Annotated in this window: 20 protein-coding genes; 9 read left to right on the forward strand and 11 right to left on the reverse strand. The window is 67.2% G+C overall.

Features of this window, described 5'->3' with window-relative positions; translation table 11 throughout:
• The first annotated feature begins 69 nt into the window (after window positions 1-69).
• A complete protein-coding gene (locus RUU78_RS17960) occupies window positions 70-2,412 on the forward strand; it encodes a DNA internalization-related competence protein ComEC/Rec2 (protein ID WP_313918842.1) in 2,343 nt (780 codons plus the stop codon).
• 208 nt (window positions 2,413-2,620) lie between these two features.
• On the opposite strand, the gene RUU78_RS17965 is transcribed toward RUU78_RS17960, so the two are convergent.
• The 5 genes from RUU78_RS17965 to RUU78_RS17985 form a co-directional block, all read right to left on the reverse strand.
• Window positions 2,621-5,407 (reverse strand): DUF349 domain-containing protein, encoded by a 2,787-nt coding sequence (locus RUU78_RS17965; RefSeq protein ID WP_313918843.1) that lies wholly within the window; start codon window positions 5,405-5,407, stop codon window positions 2,621-2,623.
• 76 nt (window positions 5,408-5,483) lie between these two features.
• Entirely contained in the window at window positions 5,484-6,716 is a 1,233-nt protein-coding gene (locus RUU78_RS17970; RefSeq protein ID WP_313918844.1) for a TraB/GumN family protein, read from the reverse strand.
• A 169-nt stretch (window positions 6,717-6,885) separates the two neighbouring features.
• Complete coding sequence (locus tag RUU78_RS17975) at window positions 6,886-7,773, reverse strand: carbon-nitrogen hydrolase (RefSeq protein WP_313918845.1); 888 nt, start codon at window positions 7,771-7,773, stop codon at window positions 6,886-6,888.
• Window positions 7,770-8,807 (reverse strand): agmatine deiminase family protein, encoded by a 1,038-nt coding sequence (locus tag RUU78_RS17980; protein WP_313918846.1) that lies wholly within the window; start codon window positions 8,805-8,807, stop codon window positions 7,770-7,772. Before RUU78_RS17980 ends, RUU78_RS17975 begins: the two co-directional genes overlap by 4 nt.
• Window positions 8,808-9,067: 260 nt before the next feature.
• A complete protein-coding gene (locus RUU78_RS17985) occupies window positions 9,068-9,397 on the reverse strand; it encodes a hypothetical protein (protein WP_313918847.1) in 330 nt (109 codons plus the stop codon).
• 256 nt (window positions 9,398-9,653) lie between these two features.
• Between RUU78_RS17985 and RUU78_RS17990 the strand changes: the two genes are divergently transcribed.
• Together RUU78_RS17990 and RUU78_RS17995 are read left to right on the forward strand one after the other, a co-directional pair.
• Window positions 9,654-11,120: a DUF1800 domain-containing protein gene (locus RUU78_RS17990; protein WP_313918848.1), complete on the forward strand. Its 1,467-nt coding sequence runs from the start codon at window positions 9,654-9,656 to the stop codon at window positions 11,118-11,120.
• A 10-nt stretch (window positions 11,121-11,130) separates the two neighbouring features.
• Window positions 11,131-12,345 (forward strand): DUF1501 domain-containing protein, encoded by a 1,215-nt coding sequence (locus RUU78_RS17995; protein WP_313918849.1) that lies wholly within the window; start codon window positions 11,131-11,133, stop codon window positions 12,343-12,345.
• Between the two features lie 130 nt (window positions 12,346-12,475).
• Here the strand turns inward: RUU78_RS17995 and RUU78_RS18000 are convergent, their stop codons facing one another.
• On the reverse strand, window positions 12,476-13,018 hold the full coding sequence (locus RUU78_RS18000; RefSeq protein WP_313918850.1) for a carboxymuconolactone decarboxylase family protein: 543 nt from the start codon (window positions 13,016-13,018) through the stop codon (window positions 12,476-12,478).
• 110 nt (window positions 13,019-13,128) lie between these two features.
• On the opposite strand from RUU78_RS18000, the gene RUU78_RS18005 reads away from it, so the two are divergent.
• Entirely contained in the window at window positions 13,129-13,995 is an 867-nt protein-coding gene (locus RUU78_RS18005) for an AraC family transcriptional regulator (RefSeq protein ID WP_313918851.1), read from the forward strand.
• A 125-nt stretch (window positions 13,996-14,120) separates the two neighbouring features.
• On the opposite strand, the gene ykgO is transcribed toward RUU78_RS18005, so the two are convergent.
• A complete protein-coding gene (gene ykgO, locus RUU78_RS18010) occupies window positions 14,121-14,246 on the reverse strand; it encodes a type B 50S ribosomal protein L36 (RefSeq protein WP_133821755.1) in 126 nt (41 codons plus the stop codon).
• 243 nt (window positions 14,247-14,489) lie between these two features.
• Here ykgO and RUU78_RS18015 point away from each other — a divergent pair, with 243 nt between their 5' ends.
• Window positions 14,490-15,065 carry a DUF2239 family protein gene (locus RUU78_RS18015; protein WP_313918852.1) on the forward strand — a complete coding sequence of 192 codons (576 nt, stop codon included), beginning with the start codon at window positions 14,490-14,492 and terminating at the stop codon, window positions 15,063-15,065.
• A gap of 149 nt (window positions 15,066-15,214) precedes the next feature.
• Here RUU78_RS18015 and RUU78_RS18020 read toward each other — a convergent pair whose 3' ends face one another.
• Entirely contained in the window at window positions 15,215-15,847 is a 633-nt protein-coding gene (locus RUU78_RS18020) for a TetR/AcrR family transcriptional regulator (RefSeq protein ID WP_313918853.1), read from the reverse strand.
• 40 nt (window positions 15,848-15,887) lie between these two features.
• On the reverse strand, window positions 15,888-16,145 hold the full coding sequence (locus tag RUU78_RS18025) for an acyl-CoA-binding protein (protein WP_313918854.1): 258 nt from the start codon (window positions 16,143-16,145) through the stop codon (window positions 15,888-15,890).
• Window positions 16,146-16,468: 323 nt separating this feature from the next.
• On the opposite strand from RUU78_RS18025, the gene RUU78_RS18030 reads away from it, so the two are divergent.
• From RUU78_RS18030 to RUU78_RS18045, 4 genes are all read left to right on the forward strand, one after another.
• Window positions 16,469-18,457, forward strand: a complete 1,989-nt coding sequence (locus RUU78_RS18030; RefSeq protein ID WP_313918855.1) for an SDR family oxidoreductase — start codon at window positions 16,469-16,471, stop codon at window positions 18,455-18,457.
• A 564-nt stretch (window positions 18,458-19,021) separates the two neighbouring features.
• Window positions 19,022-20,806 (forward strand): DUF1800 family protein, encoded by a 1,785-nt coding sequence (locus RUU78_RS18035; protein WP_313918856.1) that lies wholly within the window; start codon window positions 19,022-19,024, stop codon window positions 20,804-20,806.
• Window positions 20,807-20,815: 9 nt separating this feature from the next.
• On the forward strand, window positions 20,816-22,219 hold the full coding sequence (locus tag RUU78_RS18040) for a DUF1501 domain-containing protein (RefSeq protein ID WP_313918857.1): 1,404 nt from the start codon (window positions 20,816-20,818) through the stop codon (window positions 22,217-22,219).
• A 115-nt stretch (window positions 22,220-22,334) separates the two neighbouring features.
• Window positions 22,335-22,823: a hypothetical protein gene (locus RUU78_RS18045; protein ID WP_313918858.1), complete on the forward strand. Its 489-nt coding sequence runs from the start codon at window positions 22,335-22,337 to the stop codon at window positions 22,821-22,823.
• A 118-nt stretch (window positions 22,824-22,941) separates the two neighbouring features.
• Here the strand turns inward: RUU78_RS18045 and RUU78_RS18050 are convergent, their stop codons facing one another.
• Entirely contained in the window at window positions 22,942-23,862 is a 921-nt protein-coding gene (locus RUU78_RS18050; RefSeq protein WP_313918859.1) for an ROK family protein, read from the reverse strand.
• Between the two features lie 4 nt (window positions 23,863-23,866).
• Complete coding sequence (locus tag RUU78_RS18055; RefSeq protein ID WP_313918860.1) at window positions 23,867-24,892, reverse strand: LacI family DNA-binding transcriptional regulator; 1,026 nt, start codon at window positions 24,890-24,892, stop codon at window positions 23,867-23,869.
• Window positions 24,893-24,949 lie beyond the last annotated feature (57 nt).

Below are 24,949 nucleotides of genomic sequence, written 5' to 3' on the forward strand. Positions count from 1 at the left end.
GCCGCCGCTGTCGCGTGGGATCGGCGAGGCGGATGCTGCAGGCCGTGTTCCTGGCCGCGAACGGATTCGATGCCTGCGCCTGTTGTCCTACTGCGTGCCGCCGCGGCTGTCTCGTCGGCGTGGCTGCGCCATCCACTGACACCTGCGGCCGTCGTCACGCTGCTGGTCGGTGCCGTTGCGCTGCAATTGCTGGAGCGGCTGCCACCGGTGCCGTGGCTGGGTGGCGTAGGCGCCAGCGCGCTGCTGTTGTGGCGCTGGCCGCTGCTGCGCTGGGCGGCGCTGTTCCTGCTCGGCGCCTGCTGGTTCGGCTGGCGCGCCGACCTCGCCATGCAGCAGCGCCTGCCGCGGGATCTGGAAGGCGTGGATCTCGACGTGCGCGCGCGGCTCGTCGATCTGCCCGCACGGCGCGGCGATTCGACGCGGATCGACCTGCATGTGGAGGATGCACGGCGCGACGGCGTGCCGGTCGCGCTGCAGGGGCGCATTCGTGTGTCCTGGTACGGAGCGACGCCGGTACTGAGGCCCTGCGCACGCTGGCAGTTGCGCCTGCGCCTCAAGCGTCCGCGCGGCGCGAGCAATCCCGGTGGCCTGGACATGGAGCGTCAGGCGCTGCAGCTCGGCATCCACGCCACGGGCTATGTGCGCGGCGACGGCGAGCCGCGCGAACTCGATGTCGCCCGGTTTTGCATCGACGCGTGGCGCGAACGCATCGCCACCGAAATCGACCGGCGCCTGGCAGGCGAAACGGTTGCACCGCTGCTGCGTGCGCTGGCCGTCGGCGACCAGCGCGGCCTGGACGATGCGCACTGGCCGGTACTGCGCGCGACCGGCGTCGGTCATCTCATCGCCATCTCCGGCTTCCACGTCGGCATGCTCGCACTGGCTGGCGCGCTGTGCGCGAGGCAGCTATGGCGGCTCCGGCCGGCGCTTGCGCTGCGCTGGCCGGCGGCGGTGCTCGAAGCGCCGTTCGCGCTCGCCGCCGCGACGTTCTACGCGGCCCTCGCCGGCTTCGGCCTGGCCACGCTGCGCACGTTGCTGATGCTCGTCGCGCTGGCCCTCGCGCGCCTGCTGCGCCGCGACCTGCCGGTGCAGCAGGCGCTAGCCATCGCGCTCGCGGCCGTGTTGCTGATCGATCCGTTGGCGATTCTCTCCGCCGGCTTCTGGCTCTCGTTCGCCGGCGTGGCACTGCTCGTCTATAGCCTGGGCTCACAGGGGCGACGGCCCTGGTGGCGTGAACTGCTGCCGGCGCAGTTCGCGATGAGCATCGGCCTGTTGCCGCTGACGGTCTGGTTCTTCGGCCAGAGTTCGCTGGTCGGCCCGCTGGCCAATCTCGTTGCCGTTCCCTGGATCAGCTTCGTCGTCGTCCCGCTGACCGTGGCCGGCGCGTTGCTGATCGTGCCGCTGCCGTGGCTCGGCGGAGCTTTCCTGCAGTTGGCGGCCTGGGCATTGCAGCCGCAGTGGCGGTTGTTGCAGTGGCAGGCGCAGTGGCCGCTGGCGCAATGGCATTTCGGCGAGGCGACCGTGCCGGCGCTGCTGCTGGCGGCGCTGGGTGTGTTGTGGCTGCTGCTGCCGCGCGGACAGCCGTTGCGCGCGCTGGGCCTGCTCTTGCTGCTGCCACTACTGTGGTCTCCCGCGTCGCGGCCGCGCGCGGGTGATTTCGACGTGAGCGTGATCGATGTCGGCCAGGGGCTGTCGGTGCTGGTTCGCACCGCCAGCCACGCGTTGCTCTACGACACCGGCGCGCGCTATCCCTCGGGATTCGATCTCGGCGAGGCCGTGGTCGTGCCGACGCTGCACGCCCTGGGCGTGCAGCGGCTCGACGGCCTCGTGATCAGCCATGCGGACATGGACCACGCCGGCGGCGCGCCCGCCGTGCTGCGCAGCCAGCGCCCGCGTGAACTGTGGCTCGGTGATGCGGCGATCGTGCCGGGGCAGGGTACGCCGTGTCGCGCCGGGCAGTCGTGGCGCTGGGACGGCGTCGAGTTCCGCATCATCCATCCGGACACAACGGCGAGTGGCGACGAGAACGACCGCTCCTGCGTGCTGCTCGTGCACAACGGCGCTGCACGTATCCTGCTGACTGGCGACATCAGCGCGCGTGTCGAGGCGTCGGTCGCCACCGCGGCCGGCGCCGCGCCGCTGGTGCTGCTGGTGCCGCATCACGGCAGCAAGAGCTCATCCAGCACGGCTCTGCTCGACCGCCTGTCGGTGCGGCTGGCTATCGTATCGGCCGCCTACCGCAGCCGTTTCGGCCACCCGCACGCGGACGTCGTCGCGCGCTACCGCGAGCGTGGTATCGCGCTGGTCAATACCGCTGACGCTGGTTGTGTACGACTGTATTTTTCCGCGCGTGCGCCGCCGACGGACATCGAGCACTGCCGTCCACGGCGTCGGCGCTACTGGAGCGAGTAGGGCGTCCGGCCGATCGCGTCGGCCGGCCACCGATTCAGGCCGGAGCCGTCGCGTTCCGGGCGGGCAGGGAATTGCCGTGTGCGTGCCGGACCCGATCCGCTGGGTCGGCCGGTCCTGCGCTTCCGTCCGTCACGCGGTGCCGTCGGTCGTGCGCACGACGGACCGCCGTCCCGGCCCCCCCGACTCACGCCGAGGCCGGCGACTCGCGTCAATCGAGTTGGGTCAGCGCTGCATCGACGGCGCGGCGGAAGCGCGGCTGCAGGACGGCGGCATCCGCCGCGGGCAGCGCGCCGAGCTCCACCCAGCGCTGCAGCAGTGCGAGCAGTTCCTCGCGTGCGCCGCGACGGGTGTCGCCGCTCATGTGCCGCGACAGGCGCGTGATCTGCAAATCCATGCGGCGCGACTTGTCCTCGGCCGGCGTGTCGATCGCGCCGAGGAATTCCAGCGCGACCAGCAGGTCGCGGCGGGCCTCGCCGTCATCCGGATCCGCGGCGGCCGCGTGATTCGCGGCGGCATCGAAGCGCTGCTGCAATGCGGCCTGCAGCGTCCCGGCGGTTTCCGTCAGCGGTGACCACTGCGCCGCGGCCGCCGCCGCATCGGTCTGGCCGAGTTCGATCGCCTCGCACACTGCAAGCCGCGCCAGTGCATCGCTGAACACCGCGTCGCGGCGCTGGCGCCGGGCCTTCTCGTGCTGCGCATCGAGCGCGTCGAGCTGTTGCTGCCAGCGACGCTGCAGGTCCCGTTCGCGCACGTTGAGTGCGGCCCAGCGCTGCTCCAGTTCGCGGCGCTGGGCCGGCTGGCTTTCGACGCTGGTCTGCTGTGAAGCGTCGTCGCCCGGCACCTCACCTTCCGATTCGTGCTCGACCGGCTTGTCGCGTGCTTCATCGTGCTGCGGCTGTTCCTGCCCCGGCTGCTCGCGAGCCAGTCGTTCCAGTTCGGCCAGTAGTGCCTGCGCCTGTGCCTGAGTCGCCACGTCGGCTTCCTCGCGTTCGCGTCGCGCACTGTCGAGGCGGCCGAAGATCGCGTCGCAGTGGCCGCGGAATTCCTTCCACTGCGCTTCGTCGGTACGACGTCGGCCGTTGCCGACGGCTTTCCAGCGCGCCTGGAGATCGCGTACTTCGCGTGCGGCTGCGGCCGCGTCGGCGGACGTGGCGAGGCGTTCGGCCTCGGTGATCAGGCGCCGCTTGGCCGCTTCGGTATCGGCGGCCTGTTGGTCCAGCCGGGTGTCGATGCGGGTGAGCAGATCCTTGAGCCGCTGCGCCAGCGTCTTGCGCGCGCGCGGATCGATGCCGTCCAGCGCGCGCAGCGCGTCGGCGATGCCGCGCCGCTGCCCGGTCAAGGTCGCGATGTCGGCGTCCGCACCGGTCGCCGCTTCGGCCGCGGCAAGCAACGCTTCGATCGCGTCCTGGTTGGACTTGCGCAGTTCGTCGCGCTTGGCGAAATAGCCTTGCGCGGGTTTGAGCGCCTGCGAGCACAGTGCCTGGAAGCGGCGGCCGAGACCGAGGCTGCCGCGTGCATCCTTGTCCCCGTCGATCGCGTCGAGCTGCTGCCACTCGGCGCGTGCGTCGCGCACGCGCGTGGCGACCGCGTCGGGATGCAGGCCCAGGCCGGGCAGCGCTTCGATCTCCTCGCACAGCTGCTTGCGCCGCTCGTTGCCGGACCAGCGCTGCCAGCGCTTGAGTTCTCCGAGGCGCGCTTCCGCGTTCAGCAGGCGCTTGTCGTGGCGTGCCAGCGCGGGCAGGCCTTCGAGCAGGTTCGTGATACGCAGATGGGTGGACGCCACATGCGTGAGATCGCCGGCTTCGAGCTGTTGTTCGAGCTCGATCACGAGGCTGTCGAGATCGCGGCGCAGCGCCTGATGCTGCTCGCGCTGCTTTTCCTTGTCCGCCTGCGCACGTTCCAGCGCAGCGTCGAAGCGCGCCTGGGCCGCGAGCGCCTCGAGATTCGCCTCGCGGCTCGACTCGACTTCCTGCGCCTGTACCTCGGCGACATCGGCCTCCGCCTGTGCATGCACGGCACGCAGTGCCAGGCGCTGCGTCAGCTGCACCAGCAGCGCCTCGACCCGTTCGCGCTCCGGCAATTCGTGCCGGCTCGCAGCGACTGTCTGGCTCGCCTCACGTGCCAGCGTGTCGAGCGTATCGGGGTCGGCTCCGGTGGTGCCCAAGGCCAGTTCTATGCGCGCGCGCAGCTCGCGCAAGCGGCTGCGTTCGTTGGCGGCTTCTTCCGTGTCCGAACGCAGGAAGCTGCGCGTGGATTCGAAGCGCTCGTTGAGCTGCCGCGGTGCTTTGCCGGCGACGACGGTCCAGGCCTCATCGAGTGCGGCCAGCTCCTCGGTGCGTTCGCTGCGCGGCCGCGACAGTAGCGCATCGATGCGTTCGCACAACTGGCGCGCGCGCGTCTCGATCGCCGTGGCATCGCCGGCGGCGATGCGTCCGGCTTCGGCGCGGTCGCGGGCGAGGCGGCTGACGACCTTGTCGGTCTTGCGCGTGCGCTCCGCGATACGCGCCAGCGCGTCGGTGTCGGTGATGCGTGAGAGCGCAATCAGGCGAAGCTTCGGATCCGCGTCGGAGGCGGCGACTTCGGCGAGCAGGCTCGGGCGCGTCGCGCGTTCCAGCGCGGCGCTGCGCAGCGCCGTATCGGTGGCCTGGGCGGCCACGCGGTCGATCTCTTCGCCAGACAGGGTGTCCAGCTCGGCGATGCGCCGCTCCAGCGGCGGCACGCCGGCGCTGGTTCCGGTCAACATGGCCAGATAGGCCGCACGCGACACCTCGCGCAGGCTGCTGTCCAGGTCACCGGTGGAGCGTTCGCGCCAGGCTTCGTACTGGTTCAGTCGGCGCAGCGCGGTCAGGCGTACGCTCGCGTCGCTGTCGTTGCGCGCGATGGACGGCAGCGCGGCGACGAGTTCCTCGTCGTTGAGCTCGGCTACGGCGCCGCGTCGTGTCGCCACGTCCTTGCTTTGCCAACGGGGTTTGAACAGGAAGCGGGCAAGTTTCATGGTGCAGCAGACCTCGCAAACGCAGTGCGGAGGCGCGCGGCGATGTCGCCGCGCGCGTGTCGATGAAGGGCCAGGCTCAGGCCAGGCTCTTGAGGATACGGAATCCCGCCAGCCAGACGCCGATCATGCCGCCGAAATTGGTCAGCAGAAAAACCAGCAGCGTGCGGGAAATGCGATTTTTCCACCAGCCTGTCCATACGCTGACGTCGTGACGCAGGCTGTCGAAGTCGGCGACGCGCGGCTTGCGCAGCCATACCTCGACGCCGGCGCTTGCCACGCCGGGCGGTATGCCGGGACGGAACGGTTTCAGCGGTGCCGCGATCGCGGCGGCCAGCACCGACAGCGGATGGCCGCCGCCGATCAGCGCGCCAAGGCCGGCCAGGCCGCCGGTGAACAGGATCCAGTCGCGCAGCGCATCGGCGCCGAGCGCCGCGTCGCGCGTGAACAGCAGGCCGACTGCGACGGCGATCGCGACAAACATGCCCAGCGCCATCCATTTCGGCCAGCGCGAACCGGGCGGCACGGTATCCAATGTTGCGCGCAGCGGCACCGGTGCCACGTTCTGCTCGTTGAGTTCGCGTTCGAGTCCGGCCAGGTGGCCCGCGCCGACCACGGCCAGCACGCGGCGCACCGGCGTCTTGATCTGTTCTTCGCGCAGGCGCGCGGCCATGTAGCTGTCGCGCTCGGCGATCAGGCTGCGGTACAGCGGTTCGGATTCCTTGGCGAATTCCGAGAACGCGCTTTCCAGCATGTCGCCACGCTTGAGTTTTTCGATGTCCTGTTCGCCGATCTCGTCGCTGGACAGCACGCTCGCGCCGAGCCCGGTGAGAATTCCCATGCGGTCCCAGAAACCGACGCTGCGGTAGGCGCGCTTGAGCGTGACGCCGATGTCGCGGTCGATCAGCCAGACCGGGATCGAACGCGCCTCGGCTGCTTCGAACGCAGCCTTGAGCTCGGCGCCGGCCTCGATGCCGTACTGCTCGGCCAGGCGGCGCTGGAACGCGGACAGGGCCAGGTTCGCGGCGACCAGCCCGGCCTTGCCCTGGCGTATAACCTGGAACAAATCCATCTTGCGCAGGAGTTCCGGATCGCGCATCGAGGCATGGCGGTTGGAGTCCAGCTCCACCGCGATCGCGTCGAACGGTTCGCGCTCGATCAGCGCCTGCACCGCGGCCACGCTCGCGCGCGACACGTGCGCCGTGCCCAGCAGCACGAACTCGGTGCCGTTGAGGCTGATGCGGCGGATCGGCTGGTCCTGCAACGGATCAGGCGGCCCGAAGTCTTCCGGGCGGGGGTCTTCAGTCGTCACGGGGCTCTTCGGTCGTCATGGTTGAATCTCTGAGGCAAAACCAGCGTCTGGTATCGAAGCCACCTCGAGTCGAGGGGGCGGCCCTGCGCGAAGCGCCCGGCGGGGTTGTGCAAATCTGGAGCAGGGCACAGGAGCGCAGTCGCCGCGCGCCGTTGCACATTCTCCGGCCTCAATCGCGGAAACGGCGCAGCAGGTCGCCGTACGCATCGATACGCCGGTCGCGCAGGAACGGCCATATGCGGCGGACGTTCTCGCTGCGTTTGAGGTCGATCTCGGCGATCAGCAGCTCGCGCTGGTCGGTGCCGGCCTGGGCCAGAAATTCGCCCTGCGGTCCGGCGACGAAGCTCGTGCCCCAGAACTGGATCCCACGGCCGCCTTCCGGCGCAGGCTCAAAGCCGGTGCGATTGCAGGCCAGCAACGGGATGCCGTTGGCAACCGCATGGCCGCGCTGGACCGTGACCCAGGCGTCACGCTGGCGCTGTTTTTCGGCGCCTTCGTCCTGCGGATCCCAGCCGATCGCGGTCGGGTACAGCAGCAGGTCGGCACCGGCCAGCGCCATCAGGCGCGCGGCTTCCGGATACCACTGGTCCCAGCAGACCAGCACGCCGAGCTTGCCGACCGAGGTCTGGATCGGATCGAAGCCGAGATCGCCCGGCGTGAAATAGAACTTTTCGTAGAACGCCGGATCGTCCGGGATATGCATCTTGCGGTAGCGCCCGGCGATAGCGCGCGCGCGATCGAAGACGACGGCGGTGTTGTGGTACAGGCCCGCGGCGCGGCGCTCGAACAGCGAGGCGACGACGACGAGCTTCAGCTCCTCGGCCAGCGCGCCGATGCGCTCGGTACTCGGTCCGGGTATCGACTCGGCCCGGTCGAATTCGTCGACGCTTTCGTGCTGGCAGAAATACGGGCCGTTGTGCAGTTCCTGCAGCAGCACGAGATCCACGCCCGCGGCGGTGGCTTCGCGCAGTCCCGCCTCGATCGCGTCGAGGTTGGCCGCAACGCTGCCGCGATCGGTTTCCTGCAGCAGCGCGACGCGCAAGCTCTGCCGTTTCATGCGACGACTCCTCGGGGCAGCTGCATGGTGACGCAGTGAAGGCTGCCGTTCTGCCAGATAAGGGGACGGCAGGGCACGGGCACAATGGCCCGGCCCGGATGTGCCTCGCCGATGACGCGTGCGGCCTCCTCGTCGGCGGCGTCGCCGTAGGCGGGAATCAGCACCGCGCCGTTGACGATGAGGTAGTTCGCATACGACGCCGCCAGGCGCCGCGCGCCATCGCGGATCGGCCGCGCCCAGGGCAGGGCGTGCAGGCGATAGGGCTGTCCGTCCGACGTGCGCAGCGCCGCGAGTTCCTGCGCCATCGCATTGAGTTCGGCGTAGTGCACGTCATCGGCATCGTCGCAGTCCTGGTAGACGATGGCCTGGTCCGGCGCGAAGCGTGCGAGCGTGTCGATATGCGCGTCGGTGTCGTCGCCTTCGAGATAGCCGTGGTCGAGCCAGAGGATGCGCTGCGCCTCCAGACCATTGCGCAGTGCCTGTTCCATCTGCGCGCGGCTGAGTTCCGGGTGGCGCTGGCTGAGGCACTGCCAGGTCGTGAGGATGGTGCCGGCGCCGTCGGATTCGATGCCGCCGCCTTCCAGCGCCCAATCGATGCGCCGGTGTGCAGCCGGCACGAACAGCCCGCGTGCGATGAGCCCCTGCACCAGTTGGTCGTCGCGGCTGGACTCGAACTTGCCGCCCCAGCCGGTGAAGCGGAAATCGGTCAGCTGGAAATGCTTGCCGTCGCTCAGTGTGATCGGGCCGGAATCGCGCAGCCAGGTGTCGTCGTACTCGATCTCGACGAAATGCAGCCGGGCCGGATTGGCGCCGGCATTCTGCAGCAAGGCTTGCGCGTGCGACCGGATGTCCGCGTCGGCCACGCAGACGATCGCATCCTGGAAGCGCGTGATCGCGGTGATGAGCGCGGTATAGGTCGTTTCGACATCCGCCAGGCGTTCAGCCCAGTCGGTGTCGGCGTGGGGCCAGGCCAGCAGCACGGCGGACTGCGCTTCCCATTCGGCGGGCAGGCGCAATGCGGTAGTGGACGTCACCAGTGCATTCCTTCGATAGCAGGGCATGCGCGGCGCGGCCGGACGTGGATCGCCCCGGCGCGCTGCGGAATCGCGCAGCATAGCGGACCGGGAAGCGCGGACCAAGCCCTTGCGGGACAAGGGCTTGCGCTGTAGCGGGAGCGAGCAAAGCGGGAAGAGGAGTGAGAGACGGGTAGTGCGGCGCGTTTACTCTTTTCTCACTTCTTTTCACTCATTGCCGGAACCCCGCGACAGGCGGAAAGCAGGGCGGCAAAAGGACTTCAGTTCACCGGCTTCGGGCCGAGTTCGCTGGCATCGGCGCGCTTGGCCACCGCGTCGATGACGTGGGTGCGCTCGAAATAGACGATGAAATTGTCGTATTCCCAGCGGTTGATGACCGGATGCTGCGGCTTGTTGCCGCCGCGCGGATCGAGCTTGCTGCGCGGAGTGCCGTAGCGGCTTTCGACCTGGTTCATGGACATGCCGCGGGTGGGCAGCGCCATGGCGGATTCTTTCTGGGTGCGCTCCATCAGCAGGGTGTCGGCGGTGGCACTGCTGGCGACGACGGCCAAAGCCAGGGCGGCGAGCAACGGAAACAGGCGGAATGTCATGACGTTCTCCTAGGCCTTTCGGGGGCCAGATGCGGCAAACCGCGTTTTAACAGAAGGTTGCGGGAACTTCCATGAAGCGGTCTGCGCTTGGTTCATCCGCGCACGCGGTCAACCGATGCGGCAGGCCCGCGTTGAGGGAACGAGCGGGGCGGCAATCAGCGTGACGATGGGAGGTGCCGGCCCCGCAGACCGGGAGACGTTCGCCGCCAGGGTGCGCCGGAGGTCCGTCGTTTCATCCTCATGCCGGAGAGTCGCCATGCAGGCACAGCTCGCTCGCCGTTCACTATTGGCCGCGCTGTTCACGGCCGCACCCGATACCTCCGCGGCCCTGCCACCACCCGACGCGGTCACCCATCTGCTGAACCGCACGAGTTTCGGGATCGACGGCTATGCGCTCGCGCGGGTAGGCGAGATCGGCCGCGACGCTTTCATCGACGAACAGCTCCATCCCGCGGGCGTCGACGACAGTGCGCTCGAGCGCCTGCTGGGTTCGTTCCAGACCCTGTCGATGAGCAATGCCGAGATCATGCGGACCTACGCCGCGGGCGACCAGTCCGCCCGGCGCGTGCCGCAGCGGCAACTGCGCGATGCGACCGTGCTGCGGCAGTGCTACAGCCGGCGCCAGCTGCTCGAGGTCATGGTCGAGTTCTGGTCGAACCACTTCAATATCACGCATAGCGAAGGCCGCAGCCGCTACTACAAGACCGGCGACGACCGCGACGTGATCCGGCGTTTCGCGCTGGGCCGCTTCGGCGAACTGCTCCAGGCCAGCGCGCGCAGTCCGGCGATGCTGGCCTACCTCGACAACGCCAGCAACGTCGTCGACGGCCCGAACGAAAATTACGCGCGCGAACTTATGGAGCTGCATACGCTGGGCGTCGACGGCGGCTATACCGAAGGCGACGTCAAGGAAGTCGCGCGCTGCTTCACCGGCTGGGGTATACGAAACCACGAATACCATTTTTTCGCGAATCGCCACGACTACGGCGCGAAGACCGTGCTCGGCCAGGTGCTGCCGGCCAACCGCGGCGAGGAAGACGGCGTGGCCGTACTGGATCTCCTCGCCGCGCACCCGTCCACGGCGCGCTTCATCGCCTCCAAGCTGCTGCGCCGATTCGTGGAAGACGCACCGGCTGCGGCGCAGGTCGACGCGATCGCCGCGGTCTTCCGCCAGAGTCAGGGCGATATCCGCGCCACGCTGGAAGCGGTGCTGAAATCCGAGCTGTTCCTCGCCGCCGCCGATCGCAAGCTCAGGCGCCCGGCCGAATACGTCAGCGCCTGCCTGCGTACCTGCGCCGCGACCATCGGCGGCGAGCACGGACTGCGCATCGTGACGACGGCGTTGACCGCGCAAGGCCAGGCGCCGCTGGACTGGCCGGCGCCCAACGGTTATCCCGACGTCCAGGGATACTGGCTCAACACCGCAGCGCTACTGCTGCGCTGGAATTTCGCGCTGGCCCTGTTCCAGCGCCGCATTGGCGCAGCGCTGTACGTCGACGCGGCGACGTTGCGCGGCGCGGCGAACACGCCGGCCGGTCTCGTCGACAGTCTCGCCGATTGCCTGCTGCACCGTCCGCTCACCGCCTACGCGCGCACGCTGCTGGCCGACTACGCAGCGGCGGGTGGCGACCCCGCGGCGGTTCTGCCGCCGGCCCGGCTCGACAGCACGACGCGCGAACTCGGCGCGCTGCTGCTCGCGTCGCCCTACCACCAGTACCGCTGAGGACAGGCCCATGCGCATCGACGATTCCCGCCGCAACTTCCTCAAGATCGCCGGTGTCGCCGGCAGTCTGCCGCTGCTGTCCTCGCGCCTGGTATTCGCCCAGGCCGTGCCGACGCCGCGCGACGTGCTCGTGGTGATTTTCCAGCGCGGCGGCATGGACGGCCTGAACGCGGTCGTGCCCTATGGCGACGGCGACTATTACGACCGCCGCGGCGCGGTGGCCATCGCTGAAACCGAGGTGATCGCATTGCCCGGCGACAACCGCTTCGGCCTGCATCCGTCGCTGGATCTGCTGCGGCCGCTGTATGAGGCCGGCGAACTGGCGCTGGTCCACGCCGTGGGCGGTCCGACTCACAGCCGTTCGCATTTTTCCTGTCAGGACCTCATGGAGCGTGCCGTATTCGACGGTTCCGGCGCGCCGAGCGGATGGCTCAACCGGCACCTGGTCTCACGCGGACCCGCGTCGGATTTCCAGGGCGTCGGCATCGGCACCGCGGTACCGCGATCGTTGAGCGGCATCGCGCCCGTACTCGGCATCAGCACGTTCGACGACTTCGCCCTGCTTTCCACATCGTCGCGATCCGACGAACTCGCCGCGACGCTGAACCTGCTGCACCCGGAATCCGGCGGGCTCGACGCCGTGGCCCGTTCCGCGTTCAGCGCGATGGCGGAACTGGAAACGGCCGATCCTGGCCAGCATGCGCCCGCGCATGGCGCGGTGTATCCGGCCACCCCGTTCGGGCGCCAGCTGCTGCAGATCGCGCAACTGATCAAGGCGGGAGTGGGGCTGGAAATCGCCACCGTCGACATCGGCGGCTGGGATCACCACGACGACGAACTGAACCGCCTGGCGCCGCTGCTCGCGGAGTTCGGCCAGGGCATTGCCGCCTTCCGTGCGGACCTCGGTGCGGCAATGGCCGGCGTCAGTCTCGTCAGCATGAGCGAATTCGGCCGTCGCGCCGAGCCGAATGCGTCTGGTGGTACCGATCACGGCACGGCCAATTGCATGTTCGTGCTCGGTGGTGGTGTCGTCGGCCGCAAGGTCTACGCGGATTGGCCGGGTCTGGCGACGGCGGATCTGGCCGACGGCGATCTGGCGATCACCACCGACTATCGTGCGGTATTGAGCGAACTGCTGCGCAAGCGTCGCGGCGAAACCGCACTGCCTGACGTATTCCCCGGCTATGCCGATCCGCTGGAGCTCGGGCTGTTCCGACACGCGTGAGGCGACTGGGACCACCTGCTGAAAAAGTTCACTTTGATTGGCGAAGGGATGGCACGTTCCGTCTCCATCGTGAATTCCTTCAGCAGTAGCACCCTGGGCGCGTTGCCCAGGGTGCAGCGAGCGCCGACCGTCAGGCGCGGCGCAGTTTGATGGCCGGGAAGTCCACTGGCACCGCGAACGCGACATTGACGTAGTTGGTGAACAGGTTCAGGGCCACGTGAGCGAGGATCTCGACGATCTGCTCGTCCTGGAAGCCCGCCTCGCGCAGATCCTGCACGTCGGTGTCGCTGACCTGCCCACGTTCGTCGACGAGCTTCACCGCGAAGCGCAAAGCGGCAGCGGTCGGGGCGTCTGCGGATTCGCCGCTCTGGGCGGCGGCCATTTCTTCGGCGCTCGCGCCGGCCTTGCGTCCGAGCGCGGTATGGGCGGCCAGGCAGTAGTCGCAGGCATTGCGATCGGCCACCGCCACGGCAATCTGCTCGCCCAGCTTCACGGGCAGCACGCCCTTGCCGAGTGCTCCGAATGAGCCCCACAGACTTTGTAGCGCCGCGGGGGAGTTCGCGACGGCGCGGAACATGTTCGGGGTGGCCCCGAACGCCGAATGGATCTGGTCGAGCAGCACCCTGTTATCGCCGGTGGTGGTGGAGGGGTTCACGAGAGCGACGCGAGTCATGACGGTTTCCTTGATCAGTCGAGTGCGAAGGAGCACGCCGCCACTGTGCCGCTTGCTGTCATACCATTGGGTCGTATTCGTCCAGCATTCATACCTGATCGTCCAAGGCTATGGTTTCTCCCATCGATCGCCTGTCCAGCGTGCTTGAGCGGTTTCGCGTCCGCGCTCATCTTTTCCACCAGGGCGCCTTATGCGGCGTGACGCATTTCGACGCCGTGCCCGGCCGTGGCTTTCTGCACGTACTGCGACGCGGTGAGCTGGTAGTGACGCACCGCTCGCGCAGTGGTGCACCGCGGCGCGTGAACGTGAGCGAGCCCAGCCTGCTGTTCTATCCCCGGCCGCTGGCGCACGACTTTCACAACGCGCCGGCAGAGGGATGTGACTTCGTGTGCGCCTCCCTCGATTTCGACGGTGGCGCATCCCATCCCCTGGCGCGCGCACTGCCGTCGATGGTGGTACTCCCCCTGAGCACCGTGTCAGGGCTCGAGCAATCCCTGGCGCTGTTGTTCGCTGAAACGGAGCACGTGCGATGTGGCCACCGACTCCTGGCGGACCGACTGTTCGAGGTGGTACTGCTGCAACTGCTGCGTTGGCTGATCGATCATCCGGACCAGGTCGAGTTACCGGCAGGGCTGCTGACGGGCCTCGCCGATCCACGGCTGGCGCGCGTACTGGTTGCGCTGCATGAACAGCCCGGACTGGCCTGGAGTCTGGAGCGCATGGCGCAGCAAGCGGGCATGTCCCGTAGTGCGTTCGCCGCCCGTTTCCGTACGGTGGTAGGGCAAACGCCCGCGGACCACCTGACCCACTGGCGGCTCGCTCTCACCCAGTCGCAACTGCGGGAAGGCCGTTCGCTCAAGGCCGTCGCACTGAGCCTCGGGTACGCCAACGCAACCGCACTGTCTCGGGTATTCACACAGAAGGTGGGGCTATCGCCGCGCGCATGGCTCGACGCGAACTTCCCCGACGTGTCCTAGGGAAGGGTGCAGCCGGCACCGCTACGCCTCACGATGATGTTGGGCAATGAGGGGCTGGTCGCGGCGAATCAAAAAGCAAAAGGGCCGCAAGCGGCCCTTTTGCAACTACGGCGTTTGCCGTGATCTCAGCGCTGGCGCGCCTTGAAGCGCGGGTTGCTCTTGCAGATCACGAAAACCTTGCCGCGGCGGCGCACGACTTTGCAGTCGCGGTGACGCTGCTTCGCGGACTTGAGCGAATTCAGTACTTTCATGGGATAGCTCCTCGAAACAGCTTGCAAAAAGACGCGCGAGAATAGCAGCCAGGTGCGCCTTTGCAAAGCCCCACCCACAAGCGCTGGGCTTCCGGGCGGGCCGCGCAGCCTACCGGTTGTGGCAGTCGGCGCGATAGAGGGCGAACTGCGCGCAACCGTGGTGCGTGGAGCATATTTTATCCGGGTAATATTGACAGGCATATATTTGCCCGGGTAAATTGCAGCCACTTAAGGAGACCCGTCATGCACCCGTTGAGCCCTGTCTACTGCATCATCTTCCACCGCCAGCGTCGCATCGCGGCCGGCCCACTGGCCGAGGCCGCGCGTTCCGCCCACGAGCAACTGGGCGAGGCCGTAACTGAAATCCAGGTCTTCGACGCCGAATCGAGCAAGCCCATCGACATCGACTGGCGAGGTAGTCCTGACGATGCGATCGCCCGACTACGACCGGTCGCCGAGGACAGCACGCCGCCATCGCGAGGTCGTCCACGCCTGGGGGTGGTTGCGCGCGAAGTGACCCTGTTGCCACGACACTGGGAATGGCTGGCCGAACAGCGCGGCGGTGCGTCGGTCACGCTGCGCCGTCTCATCGACCAGGCGCGGCACAACGACAGTGGTGGGGCGAGCCGGCGCGCGCAGGAGTCGGCGCACCGGTTCATGACTGCCATGGCCGGCGACGCGCCCGGCTTCGAAGAGGCGCTGCGCGCGCTGTTTGCCGGTGATGCCGCGCGGTTCGCGCAGTTCACCGCGGGCTGGCCCGAGGACATACGCGAGCACAGCCGCGTGCTGGCGATGCCCGCCTTGAGCCAGCACGACTGAACGCGCACGCGGACGCCGCCCGGGCCTGTGCAGCGCGGATCGCATTGACGTGCGGACGAAGGCGAAGCGTGCGACGGAGTTCGGGGGTAAGGCGGAGCAGGGCAGTGCATTTATAGCCGCGACGCGCCCGTAGCGGACTTGCTCGCGCGTCAGCGCCGGTAGGCCTGGGCCAGCGTGTTCAGATGCAGGCGCTCCGCATCGCGCAGGAACGGGGCGATCAGCAGCATGACCTGATAGATGCCCTGGTTCAGGTCTTCCTGGTTCGGATCGACGCGCGAATTGCGCACCGCGTTGAAGTTGAGCCAGAACGTGGTCAGCAGCAGGACGTTTTCGGCACTGGCGCGGATCTCGTCGGCGGTCGCGCGCAGGATCTCGGCCTGTGCAAGGCCCTTGAGCACTTCCGAGGCACTGGCCGCGGCGCGGTTGAGCATGCGGCCGAAATGCAGCTTGAGCTTGCGGTTGCGCGAGAGGATGTCGACGAGGTCGCGGTACAGGAAGCGGAAGTCCCACATGCACTCGAACACGCGATGCAGCTGCATCCAGATGTCTTCGAGGTTGGGCAGGCGTTCCTCCGGCACCTTCAGCGCTTCGTCCATGCGCGTCTCGTATGCGGTGAACAGCTGCTCGACGATGTCGTCCTTGTTGCGGAAGTGGTAGTACAGGTTGCCCGGGCTGATTTCCAGCTCGTCGGCGATGTGGTTCGTGGTGACGTTGGGCTCGCCCTGGGAGTTGAACATGACCAGGGCGGTTTCAAGGATCCGCTCGCGCGTACGTCGGGCCATCAGCGATCTCCGCGCAGTCCGCGCAACGCAAGGTCGGGCATCAGCCGCCCAGCTTCTTTACCAGGTCCACATATTTCTGCATGGCTTCTTCGGTGTTCGTGCCCTTGAGCTTGGCCCAGGCTTCGTACTTGGCGGTGCCGACGAAATCGAAGAATCCCGGCTTCGGGCCGGACACATCGCCGGCGGAGCCTTGCTTGTACAGCGCATAGAGTTTCAGCAGCGTGTCGTTGTCGGGACGTTCCGGCAGGCTCATCGCCTGCTTCGCCGCTTCCTCGAATTTGCTGGTCAGGTCGGACATGGCTCGCTCTCGGGGTGATCGGTATCCCGCATCTGTGCGTGCGGTGAATGCGAGCTTGTATCACGCGACCCCAGGGCGGTCAACGCGACCGGCAATGCCATCAACACGCCTATCAATCGGTCGTTTGAAACCCGCTTGGAAAGCGAACCGTAGCAGGACTATCTTATGCCCCGGAAGGAGAGAACCGAGGGGAGAGGAGTGAGCAGTGACAGCAGGCGCCGGCCGCCTGCGCTCACTGCTCATTGCTAGTCGCTCATCGCTGCGGGGCCACACGCCCGTCCAGGCGCGCCATGATGCGGGCGCGATTTCGCAAGGGGAAACGAATGACCTATTTCGTCACCGGCGCCACCGGCTTCATCGGTCGTCACCTCGTCGCCAAGCTGCTCGAGCGCAAGGGCACGATCTACTGCCTCGTGCGCAAGGGTTCCGCCGACAAGTTCGAGCAGCTCAGGGAAAGCCTCGGCGCCGATGAAAAGCGCCTGGTTGCGGTCACGGGCGATCTGTCCAAGCCGCGCCTGGGCGTGACGCCGGCGTTGCTCAAGACGCTGACCGGCAAGGTTCAGCACTTTTTCCACCTTGCGGCTTTGTACGATCTGTCTGCCGACGCCGAAAGCCAGCGCGTCGCGAACATGGACGGCACGCGTCATGCGATGGAACTCGGCGAGGCGGTCAAGGCCGGCTGCTTCCACCACACCAGTTCCATCGCCGCGGCGGGCCTGTATCCGGGCGTGTTCCGCGAAGACATGTTCGACGAGGCCGAAGACCTCGACAATCCCTACTTCCGCACCAAGCACGATTCCGAAGGACTGGTGCGCAAGGAATACGCGCGTCCCTGGCGCATCTACCGTCCCGGCATCGTGATCGGCAATTCGGGCAGCGGCGAGATGGACAAGATCGACGGCCCTTACTACTTCTTCCGCCTGATCAAGAAACTGCGCCAGGCGCTGCCGCCGTGGATGCCGACGATCGGCCTCGAAGGCGGGAGGCTGAATCTCGTGCCGGTGGACTGGGTCGCTGCGGCGATGGACCACATCGCGCACAAGACCGGACTCGACGGCCATTGCTTCCACCTGACCGATCCGGCGCCGCGGCGCATCGGCGAGGTGCTCAACATCTTCGCGCGCGCCGGCCATGCGCCGCAGATGACCATGCGCCTGGACGCGCGCATGTTTGCGTTCATACCGGGCGGCATCCGCACGGCGCTGAGCAGCCTGCCGCCGGTCAAGCGCATGACCAACATGATCCTGCGCGACTTCGGTATCCCGCGCGAAGTCATGAAGTTCATCAACTATCCGACGCGCTTCGACTGCCGCGAGACCGAGCGTGCACTCAAGGGCTCGAAGATCAAGCTGCCCAAGCTCGAGGACTACGCCTGGCGCATCTGGGACTACTGGGAGCGCCACCTCGACCCGGACCTGTTCATCGACCACTCGCTCAGCGGCAAGGTCAAGAACCGCGTCGTCGTGGTGACCGGCGGCTCGTCGGGCATCGGCAAGGCGGTCGCGCTGAAGCTCGCCGCAGCCGGTGCAAAGGTCGTGATCTGCGCGCGCGGCGAGGAAGAGCTCGACGCCGCGAAAAAGGAGATCGAAGCCGCTGGCGGCAGCTGCTTCACCTACGTCGTCGATCTGTCCGACCTGGCCAGCTGCGATAACTTCGTCAAGCAGGTCGTTGCCGACCACGGTGGCGTGGACGTGCTGGTCAACAACGCCGGCCGTTCGATACGTCGCTCGATCGCATTGAGCTTCGATCGCTTCCATGATTTCGAACGCACGATGCAGCTGAACTATTTCGGCGCGCTGCGGCTGATCATGGGCGTCCTGCCGGGCATGTCGGAAAAGCGCCGCGGCCACATCATCAACATCTCGTCGATCGGCGTGCTGACGAATGCGCCGCGCTTCTCGGCCTATGTCGCGTCCAAGGCCGCGCTCGACGCGTTCTCGCGCTGCGCGCAGGCCGAGTATTCCGACCTCGGCATCCACTTCACCACGATCAACATGCCGCTGGTGAAGACACCGATGATCGCGCCGACCAAGATGTACGACCACGTGCCGACGCTGTCGCCCGACGAAGCGGCCGACCTCGTCGTCGAGGCCATCGTCAAGCGCCCTGTGCGCATCGCCACGCGCCTGGGCATCTTCGCGTCCATCCTGTATTCGCTGGCACCGCGCGCCTACGAAATCATCATGAACTCGGCGTTCCGCCTGTTCCCGGATTCCGCCGCGGCCAAGGGCATGGCGGGCAGGGCGGAACTCGAGCAGCCGACCAACGAGCAGATCGCGGTCGCGTCGCTGATGCGCGGGGTACATTGGTAAATGGTTGCGGGCCGCGCAGGTTCCTGCGCGGCCGGTTGACGCGGTCGGGTTCGAATCGCATCGGCTTGACGCGCGCCGGATGTCCCGGCGCGCAACTCATGTGCGGCGTGATCTGCCGCATGTGCTTCGGCAGCGGGCACGGTTCCGGTCGTCGTTTCAGGGCGCGGTTCCCTGCGCCGCGCGCTTCGTCACACACGCCGCTCGACGATGAGTGTCAGCGTGGTGCTGACGTTTCGAGCTGAGCTTCGACGCATGGCGACACGCGCTTCCGTTGCTGGCGCCGGTCGCGTCCATCGATTCCGACGCGCGCATCCGCGCAGCGGTCGTTTCGGCCATGGCCGCGATCGGGACGTCGCTGTTCCGGGGCAATGAGCCACCGCTGCCGCGAGGCCGGCGCGTCAACTACCGCCGGTCGGATCGATGCGCAGGTCGCCCGGCGCGAACGCGTCCGCTGATCGCGCTCAACGCGCCATTCGTCGCGGCGAATGTGATCGGGTGCGCGGCTTGCTGCCTGCGCGCGCAGTGACGCCGTTACTGTCGCCGCCAGTTCGGGGAGGAACCCTCATGCATCAGCCCAATCGGCTCCTGTATCGCATCAGCGCGATCGCGCTCGTAGTCGCAAGCTGCAACGCCCTGGCGCAGGATTCGCTCAGCCATTGGCCTGATCCGATGTTTCACCACGGATTCGAGGCATTGGATGTGGGGCCGCGCAGTGATGCCGACGCGGCACGATTCCTTGCCCAGACCACGTTCGGGCCCACCGCAGCGGACATCCAGCATCTGCGCACCATCGGTTATCGGGCGTGGTTCGACGAACAGCTGGCCGTGCCCATGACGCTCCAGCTGGACTATCTGAACTGGGTCGCGTCGATTCCCGAGCCGGTCTACCAGAATGCCCGCATGGAGGCGTGGTGGCTTGGCGCCCTCGGCGGTCCCGATCCGGCCATGCCCACCCTCATACATCGCGATCAGCTGCGCCAGCGCGTGGCCTTCGCGCTGAGCGAGATCTTCGTCATCTCCAAGGTCAACGGCGCCGTCAGCGGCCAGACGCGTTCGGCCGCGCACTACTACGACCGGCTGGCCACGCACGCATTCGGCAATTTCCGCAACCTGCTCGAAGACGTGACCTTGCACCCGGCGATGGGCCACTACCTGTCGATGTTCAAGAACCGCAAGCCCGATCTGGCGGAGAACATCCGCCCGGACGAGAACTACGCACGCGAAGTTCTGCAGTTGTTCTCCATCGGCCTGGTCGAGCTCAATCCGGACGGTACGCCGCGGCTGCTCGGCGGACAGCCCATTCCGACCTACAACCAGACCACGGTGCGCGGCTTCGCGCACGTGTTCACCGGATGGAACTGGAAGAACTGCGACCAGGGCAACAGCTGGGACTGGCAGTTCTGCGAGCCGGGCCCCAATGGCGCCTACTGGGAGCAGCCGCTGGAGCCGGTCGAAAGCATGCATGACACCGCGGGGCCGGAGGTCGATGGCAATAGCCAGCACTACAAGCAGTTGCTGAACTACGCCGGTGTTGCGCTTCCGAATGGCCGCCTGCCGGCGGGCGGCAACGCGCGATCGGATATGGCCGCCGCGATGGACAACATCTTCCGGCATCCCAATGTGGGTCCATTCATGGCCCGCGCGCTGATCCAGCGCCTGGTCAGCAGCAACCCTTCACCCGCCTATGTCGCGCGCGTGGCGGCCGTGTTCGACAACAACGGCAGCGGTATGCGAGGCGATCTTGGCGCCGTCGTGCGTGCGATCGTGTTCGATGCCGAGGCTCGCCTGGGGCCGTATACGCGCCCGGATACCTTCGGCAAGGTGCGCGAGCCCTTGCTGCGTCTGGCGCACCTGCGCCGCGCGATGGAGGCGCGCGCGCAGATCGGCCGCTTCCAGGACTGGAACCCGGAATTCGACTACGCCCAGGCACCGCTCGCCTCGCCGTCGGTATTCAATTTCTTCAAACCCGACTACAGCCCGCCCGGTGAGCTGTCGACGCGCGGACTGCTGGCGCCGGAGCTGCAGATCCACACCGAGAGCCAGATCACCGCGCAGACCAATGCGCTGGGCAGTCAGATCTTCTGGGGCTACGTCGGGCAGACCTACGCCGAGCCCAACAGCATTCTGATCGACACCACCCGCGATGCCGCACTGGCAGCGAATCCGGCTGCGCTGGTCGATCGCTACAACCTGCTGCTGTTGTCGGGACAGATGTCGCCGTGGATGCGCGCGCACCTGGTTTCCTATCTCGACGGCATCACCAGCGACACGCCGAACTACCTGCGCCAACGCGTCCACGAAGCGCTGTATCTCATCGTCAACTCACCCGAATACGCGGTGCAGAAATAGGAGCCGGCCATGCAACGACGTGACTTCCTGCAGCGCAGTCTGAAAACCGCGCTGGGCGGTGTGGCGGCAACGTCCATGCTCGGCAACCTGCGCCTGGTCGAAGCGGCCACGCAGGCCGCTCCGATACGGGGAGACGGCAACTACCGCGCACTGGTTTGCGTATTCCTCCACGGCGGCAACGACTCCGGCAACACCGTGGTGCCGCGCGACGGCATCGCGCGGAGCACCTACCAGGCATCGCGTGGCACGCTGGTGCTGCCGACGTCGGCACTGTTGCCGCTGACGCCCGGGGCCGGCGGCACGCCGCCGTCCGACGGCTGCGCCTATGGCCTGCAGTCCGCGATCGGCCCGAACGATCCGGTCGGCACGACGGCGCTTCGCGATCTGTTCACCAGTGGGCGAATGGCCATTGTGAACAATGTTGGTACGCTGATCCGGCCTACGACCAAGCCGCAGTACCAGTCGCCCGGCCATCCGCTGCCACCGCAGTTGTTCTCGCACGACGATCAGGCGGTGTACTGGCAGACGTCGCGCCCGGACGACAGCCTCGGCTGGGGCGGCCGGATCGCGGACCTGCTGTACAGCACCAACACCAACACCAAGTTGCCGATGACCATGACGGTCGGCGGCGAGAATCTGCTGCAGCGCGGTGCGATCGTCAGCCAGTACGCGCTCAACCCGGATCCGCAGGGCGCCGTGCCGATCCGCGATCTGGAAGAGTCCTGGAACGCGAGCCGACGTGCGGCATTCATGGCCTTGATGCGCAGTGCCACGCAGACCCACGCGCTGGAACGCGGCTATGCGCGGGCCATGAATCGCGCCATGGATCACTACGGCATGGTCGCCGACGCACTCAGTGGCGGCGCGCCGCTGGCCACGGCGTTTCCGGTGTCACGTCTCGGGGCGCAACTGAAGATGGTCGCGCGACTGATCGCGGTGCGGCAGGCGTTAGGCATGCAGCGGCAGATCTTCTTCGTTTCGGCCGGCGGCTACGACACCCACGACACGCAGCTCATCGATCATCCGCTGCTGCTGGCCGATCTGGCCAAGTCGCTTGCCGCGTTCTATGCCGCGACGCAGGAACTGAATGTCAGTGAAAGCGTGACGACCTTCACCGCGTCCGACTTCGGTCGCACCTTGTCGTCCAACGGCGATGGTTCGGATCACGGCTGGGGCGGCCATCACTTCGTGCTGGGCGGTTCCGTGCGCGGCGGCAGCTTTTATGGGCGCATGCCGGACATGACTGACGGCGGTCCGGATGACGCCGGCTGGGGCCAGATCATTCCGACCACATCGGTCGACCAGTACGCCGCGACACTCGCGCGCTGGTTCGGCGTACCGGCCTCGAGCATCCTCGACATCGTGCCGAATGTTGCGAACTTCCCGACTTCCGATCTGGGTTTTCTGGTGTAGACCGGATGCCAACCCGCGGGTCAGGTTGACGGTGGGCGAGCGCCGCGGCTCGTCCGAAGATCGGCGTGGGTGAAGCCAGCGTGCCCGCCGTCAATCGAGTAGTGTGGAAGGTATCTTGGTGCAATGGCTCAGCTCGTCAGCAATGCTGCCCGCGGTGGCGGCTCAACACGGCGCAAGACCCATGAAGCGAGTAGAACCCTCGATCAACTGGCTCAGCGTGGCCGATCGGACTGCGGCAATCCCGCGTCCAGCGGCGCAGCCCGTGCTTCACCGCCGCTTGCGGATCTGGCTGTTCGTACTGACCTGGATGCTCGCCGCTGTGATGGGAATGGCAGCCTTTCTCGTCGGCGCCAATTGGGAGCACCTCGAGAAAGTCCCCAACCCCGAATTTACGCTTCCACTTTTTATACTTTGCTTTTTCGCCGGACTGCTCGCGCTGCGCCCGGGTTGGCTCGGCGTGCTATCCGTGGTCGTAGCCGCCGGTGCGGTGGGCGTCTATTTCGCTCTGTCGACGCCACACCTCACCGGCGGTTTCTACTTCGCGCTGTTCGTCGTCCTTTGCGGGCTCGTGAGCGCAAACAGTCTTCGGCGCGGGCCGACCTGACCGACTGACGTGACCGTTTCACGGTGAACCCGCGTTCTCAGGACTGCACGATCAGGCCACTGCCCTGAAAACCACGTCACCCTTGGCGTCGTGGACCATTCCTCCCTGGCCCACGGGATCAACCGGTGGTCGGTACAGGCTCGCCCGCAAGCGCGAGCGCCCCGCCGATCAGCGCATGCGCATCGTCGGCCGGAGCAAGTCGGATCATCGCGTCCCAATCCTGGCCCTGCTGCCAGCCCTGCTCGGGCAGGCGCCGGACGATCGCCGCGCGCAGCGGTTCACCGAGTCCTTCGGCCAGGCCGCCGGCGAACAGGAAGGTTTCCAGGCCGAGCGTGTAGTGGATCAGCGCGACCGCGCGCGCCAGCGGCTCGGCGAAGGCGTCGAGTTCGGCCGCCGCGCCGTCGCCGCCGATCTGTTCGACCCGGCGCTGCCAGGCGCGACCGGACGCCAGCGCACCCAGATGGCCGCGGCCGCCGCAGTCGCAGATCGGTGCGTCGGCTGACGTATCGAAGACCATGTGAGTGAGTTCACCGCCGCGGCCGTGCGGGCCCACCTGTGGCTGGCCATTGACGAACACCTTGAGGCCGACACCGCTGCCAAGCGTGAAAAGCGCGAAATCGGGATGCTCGGCGACGAAACGGAAACCGGCTGCGCTGACGTCGTTGTAGATGCGCACCGGCATGCCCGGCAGGCGCTCGGCGAGCAGACGGTCGAGCGCCAGTGGGCACAGGCTCGCGCCTTCGCTGCCCCACAGGGTCGGCAGGGCAGCGACGCGCCCCCGTGCATCGATCGGACCGGGAAAGGCCGCGGCCACGCCATCGGCGTGCGCGTGCCGGCGGGCCTGGTCGGCGAATGCCACCATGAAGTCGATCACGTCATCGAGCCGCTCCTGCGCCGTGACGGCGGGGGCGAGCAGATGGCTCGGCGTCGGCCGGCGCTGCTGCTCCAGCACCTCGGCACGGCGGCCGTCGACGGCGACAACCGCCGCGCGCATGTTGGTGCCGCCGATGTCGAAGCTGGCGATGATCCGGGGCGCCACGGCCTCAAGCCTTGCCGGGCGGTGGCGGTGCGATCGATTCGCGTAGCACGAGCCGGGCCGGATGCATGCTCGGATGTTCCTCGGCCTCGCCGGAACGCAACTGCTCGAGCAGGATGCTGGTCGCGGTCTTGGCCATGTCGCGGATCGGCTGCTGGATCGTGCTGATCGACGGCCAGACCTGGCGCGAAATCGGCGCATCGTCGAAGCCGACCACGGATAGCTGTTCGGGGATGCGCAGACCGTGGACGAGCGCTGTCTTGATCACGCCACCGGCCATCTCGTCATTGGCGGCGAAAATTGCGGTTGGCGGTGACGCGAGGCTCAGCAACTGGCGCGCGCCTTCCTCGCCGGCATGAAAGCGGTTGTCGCCGACCACGACCAGCTCGCCCTGGAACGCGATGCCATTGGCGCGCAGAGCCTTGCGATAGCCCTCGAAACGCAGGCCGACAGCACGGTGATCGGGATGGCCGGTAATGAAGCCGATGCGGCGGTGGCCCAGGCCGATCAGCACTTCGGCCAGCTCGAACGAGGCGTCGAGATCGTTCGTCTCCACGAACGGATGTGCGGCCTTGTCGATGGTCGGTGCGATCCGGACCAGCGGAATGCCGGCCTCCTTGAGCAGTGCGATCGCTTCCATGTGGTCGGAGATCGGCGGCGACAGCAGCACGCCATCGATACGCCGGTCGAGAATCAGCTCGGAGATTTCATTGGCCAGATCGCCATCGCGGAACTCGCCCGGATGGATGACCAGCTCGTAACCGTGCGGCCGGCACATCTCGAGCACGCCTTCCTGGATGTCGAGCACATAGTGCGCACCGGGCTTGCCGTAGATCAGGCCGAGCATGAAGGAACGATTGCCGGCGAGGCCGCGCGCTGACAGGCGCGGCCGGTAGTTGAGTTCGGCGATGGCCGCCTCGACGCGCTCGCGCGTCAGTTGCCTGACGTTGGGTTCGCGATTGACGACGCGCGAGACGGTCTTGATCGACACGCCCGCCCTGGCCGCCACATCGTCGATGATCGCCTTGCTCATCGGTTCGGCCTCCACGCCGAAGCGCTCCATTGGCGCCGATTGTTGCGCCGATTGTAT

It is taken from the genome of Tahibacter sp. (genome assembly GCF_032229445.1).
GTDB lineage: Bacteria > Pseudomonadota > Gammaproteobacteria > Xanthomonadales > Rhodanobacteraceae > Tahibacter.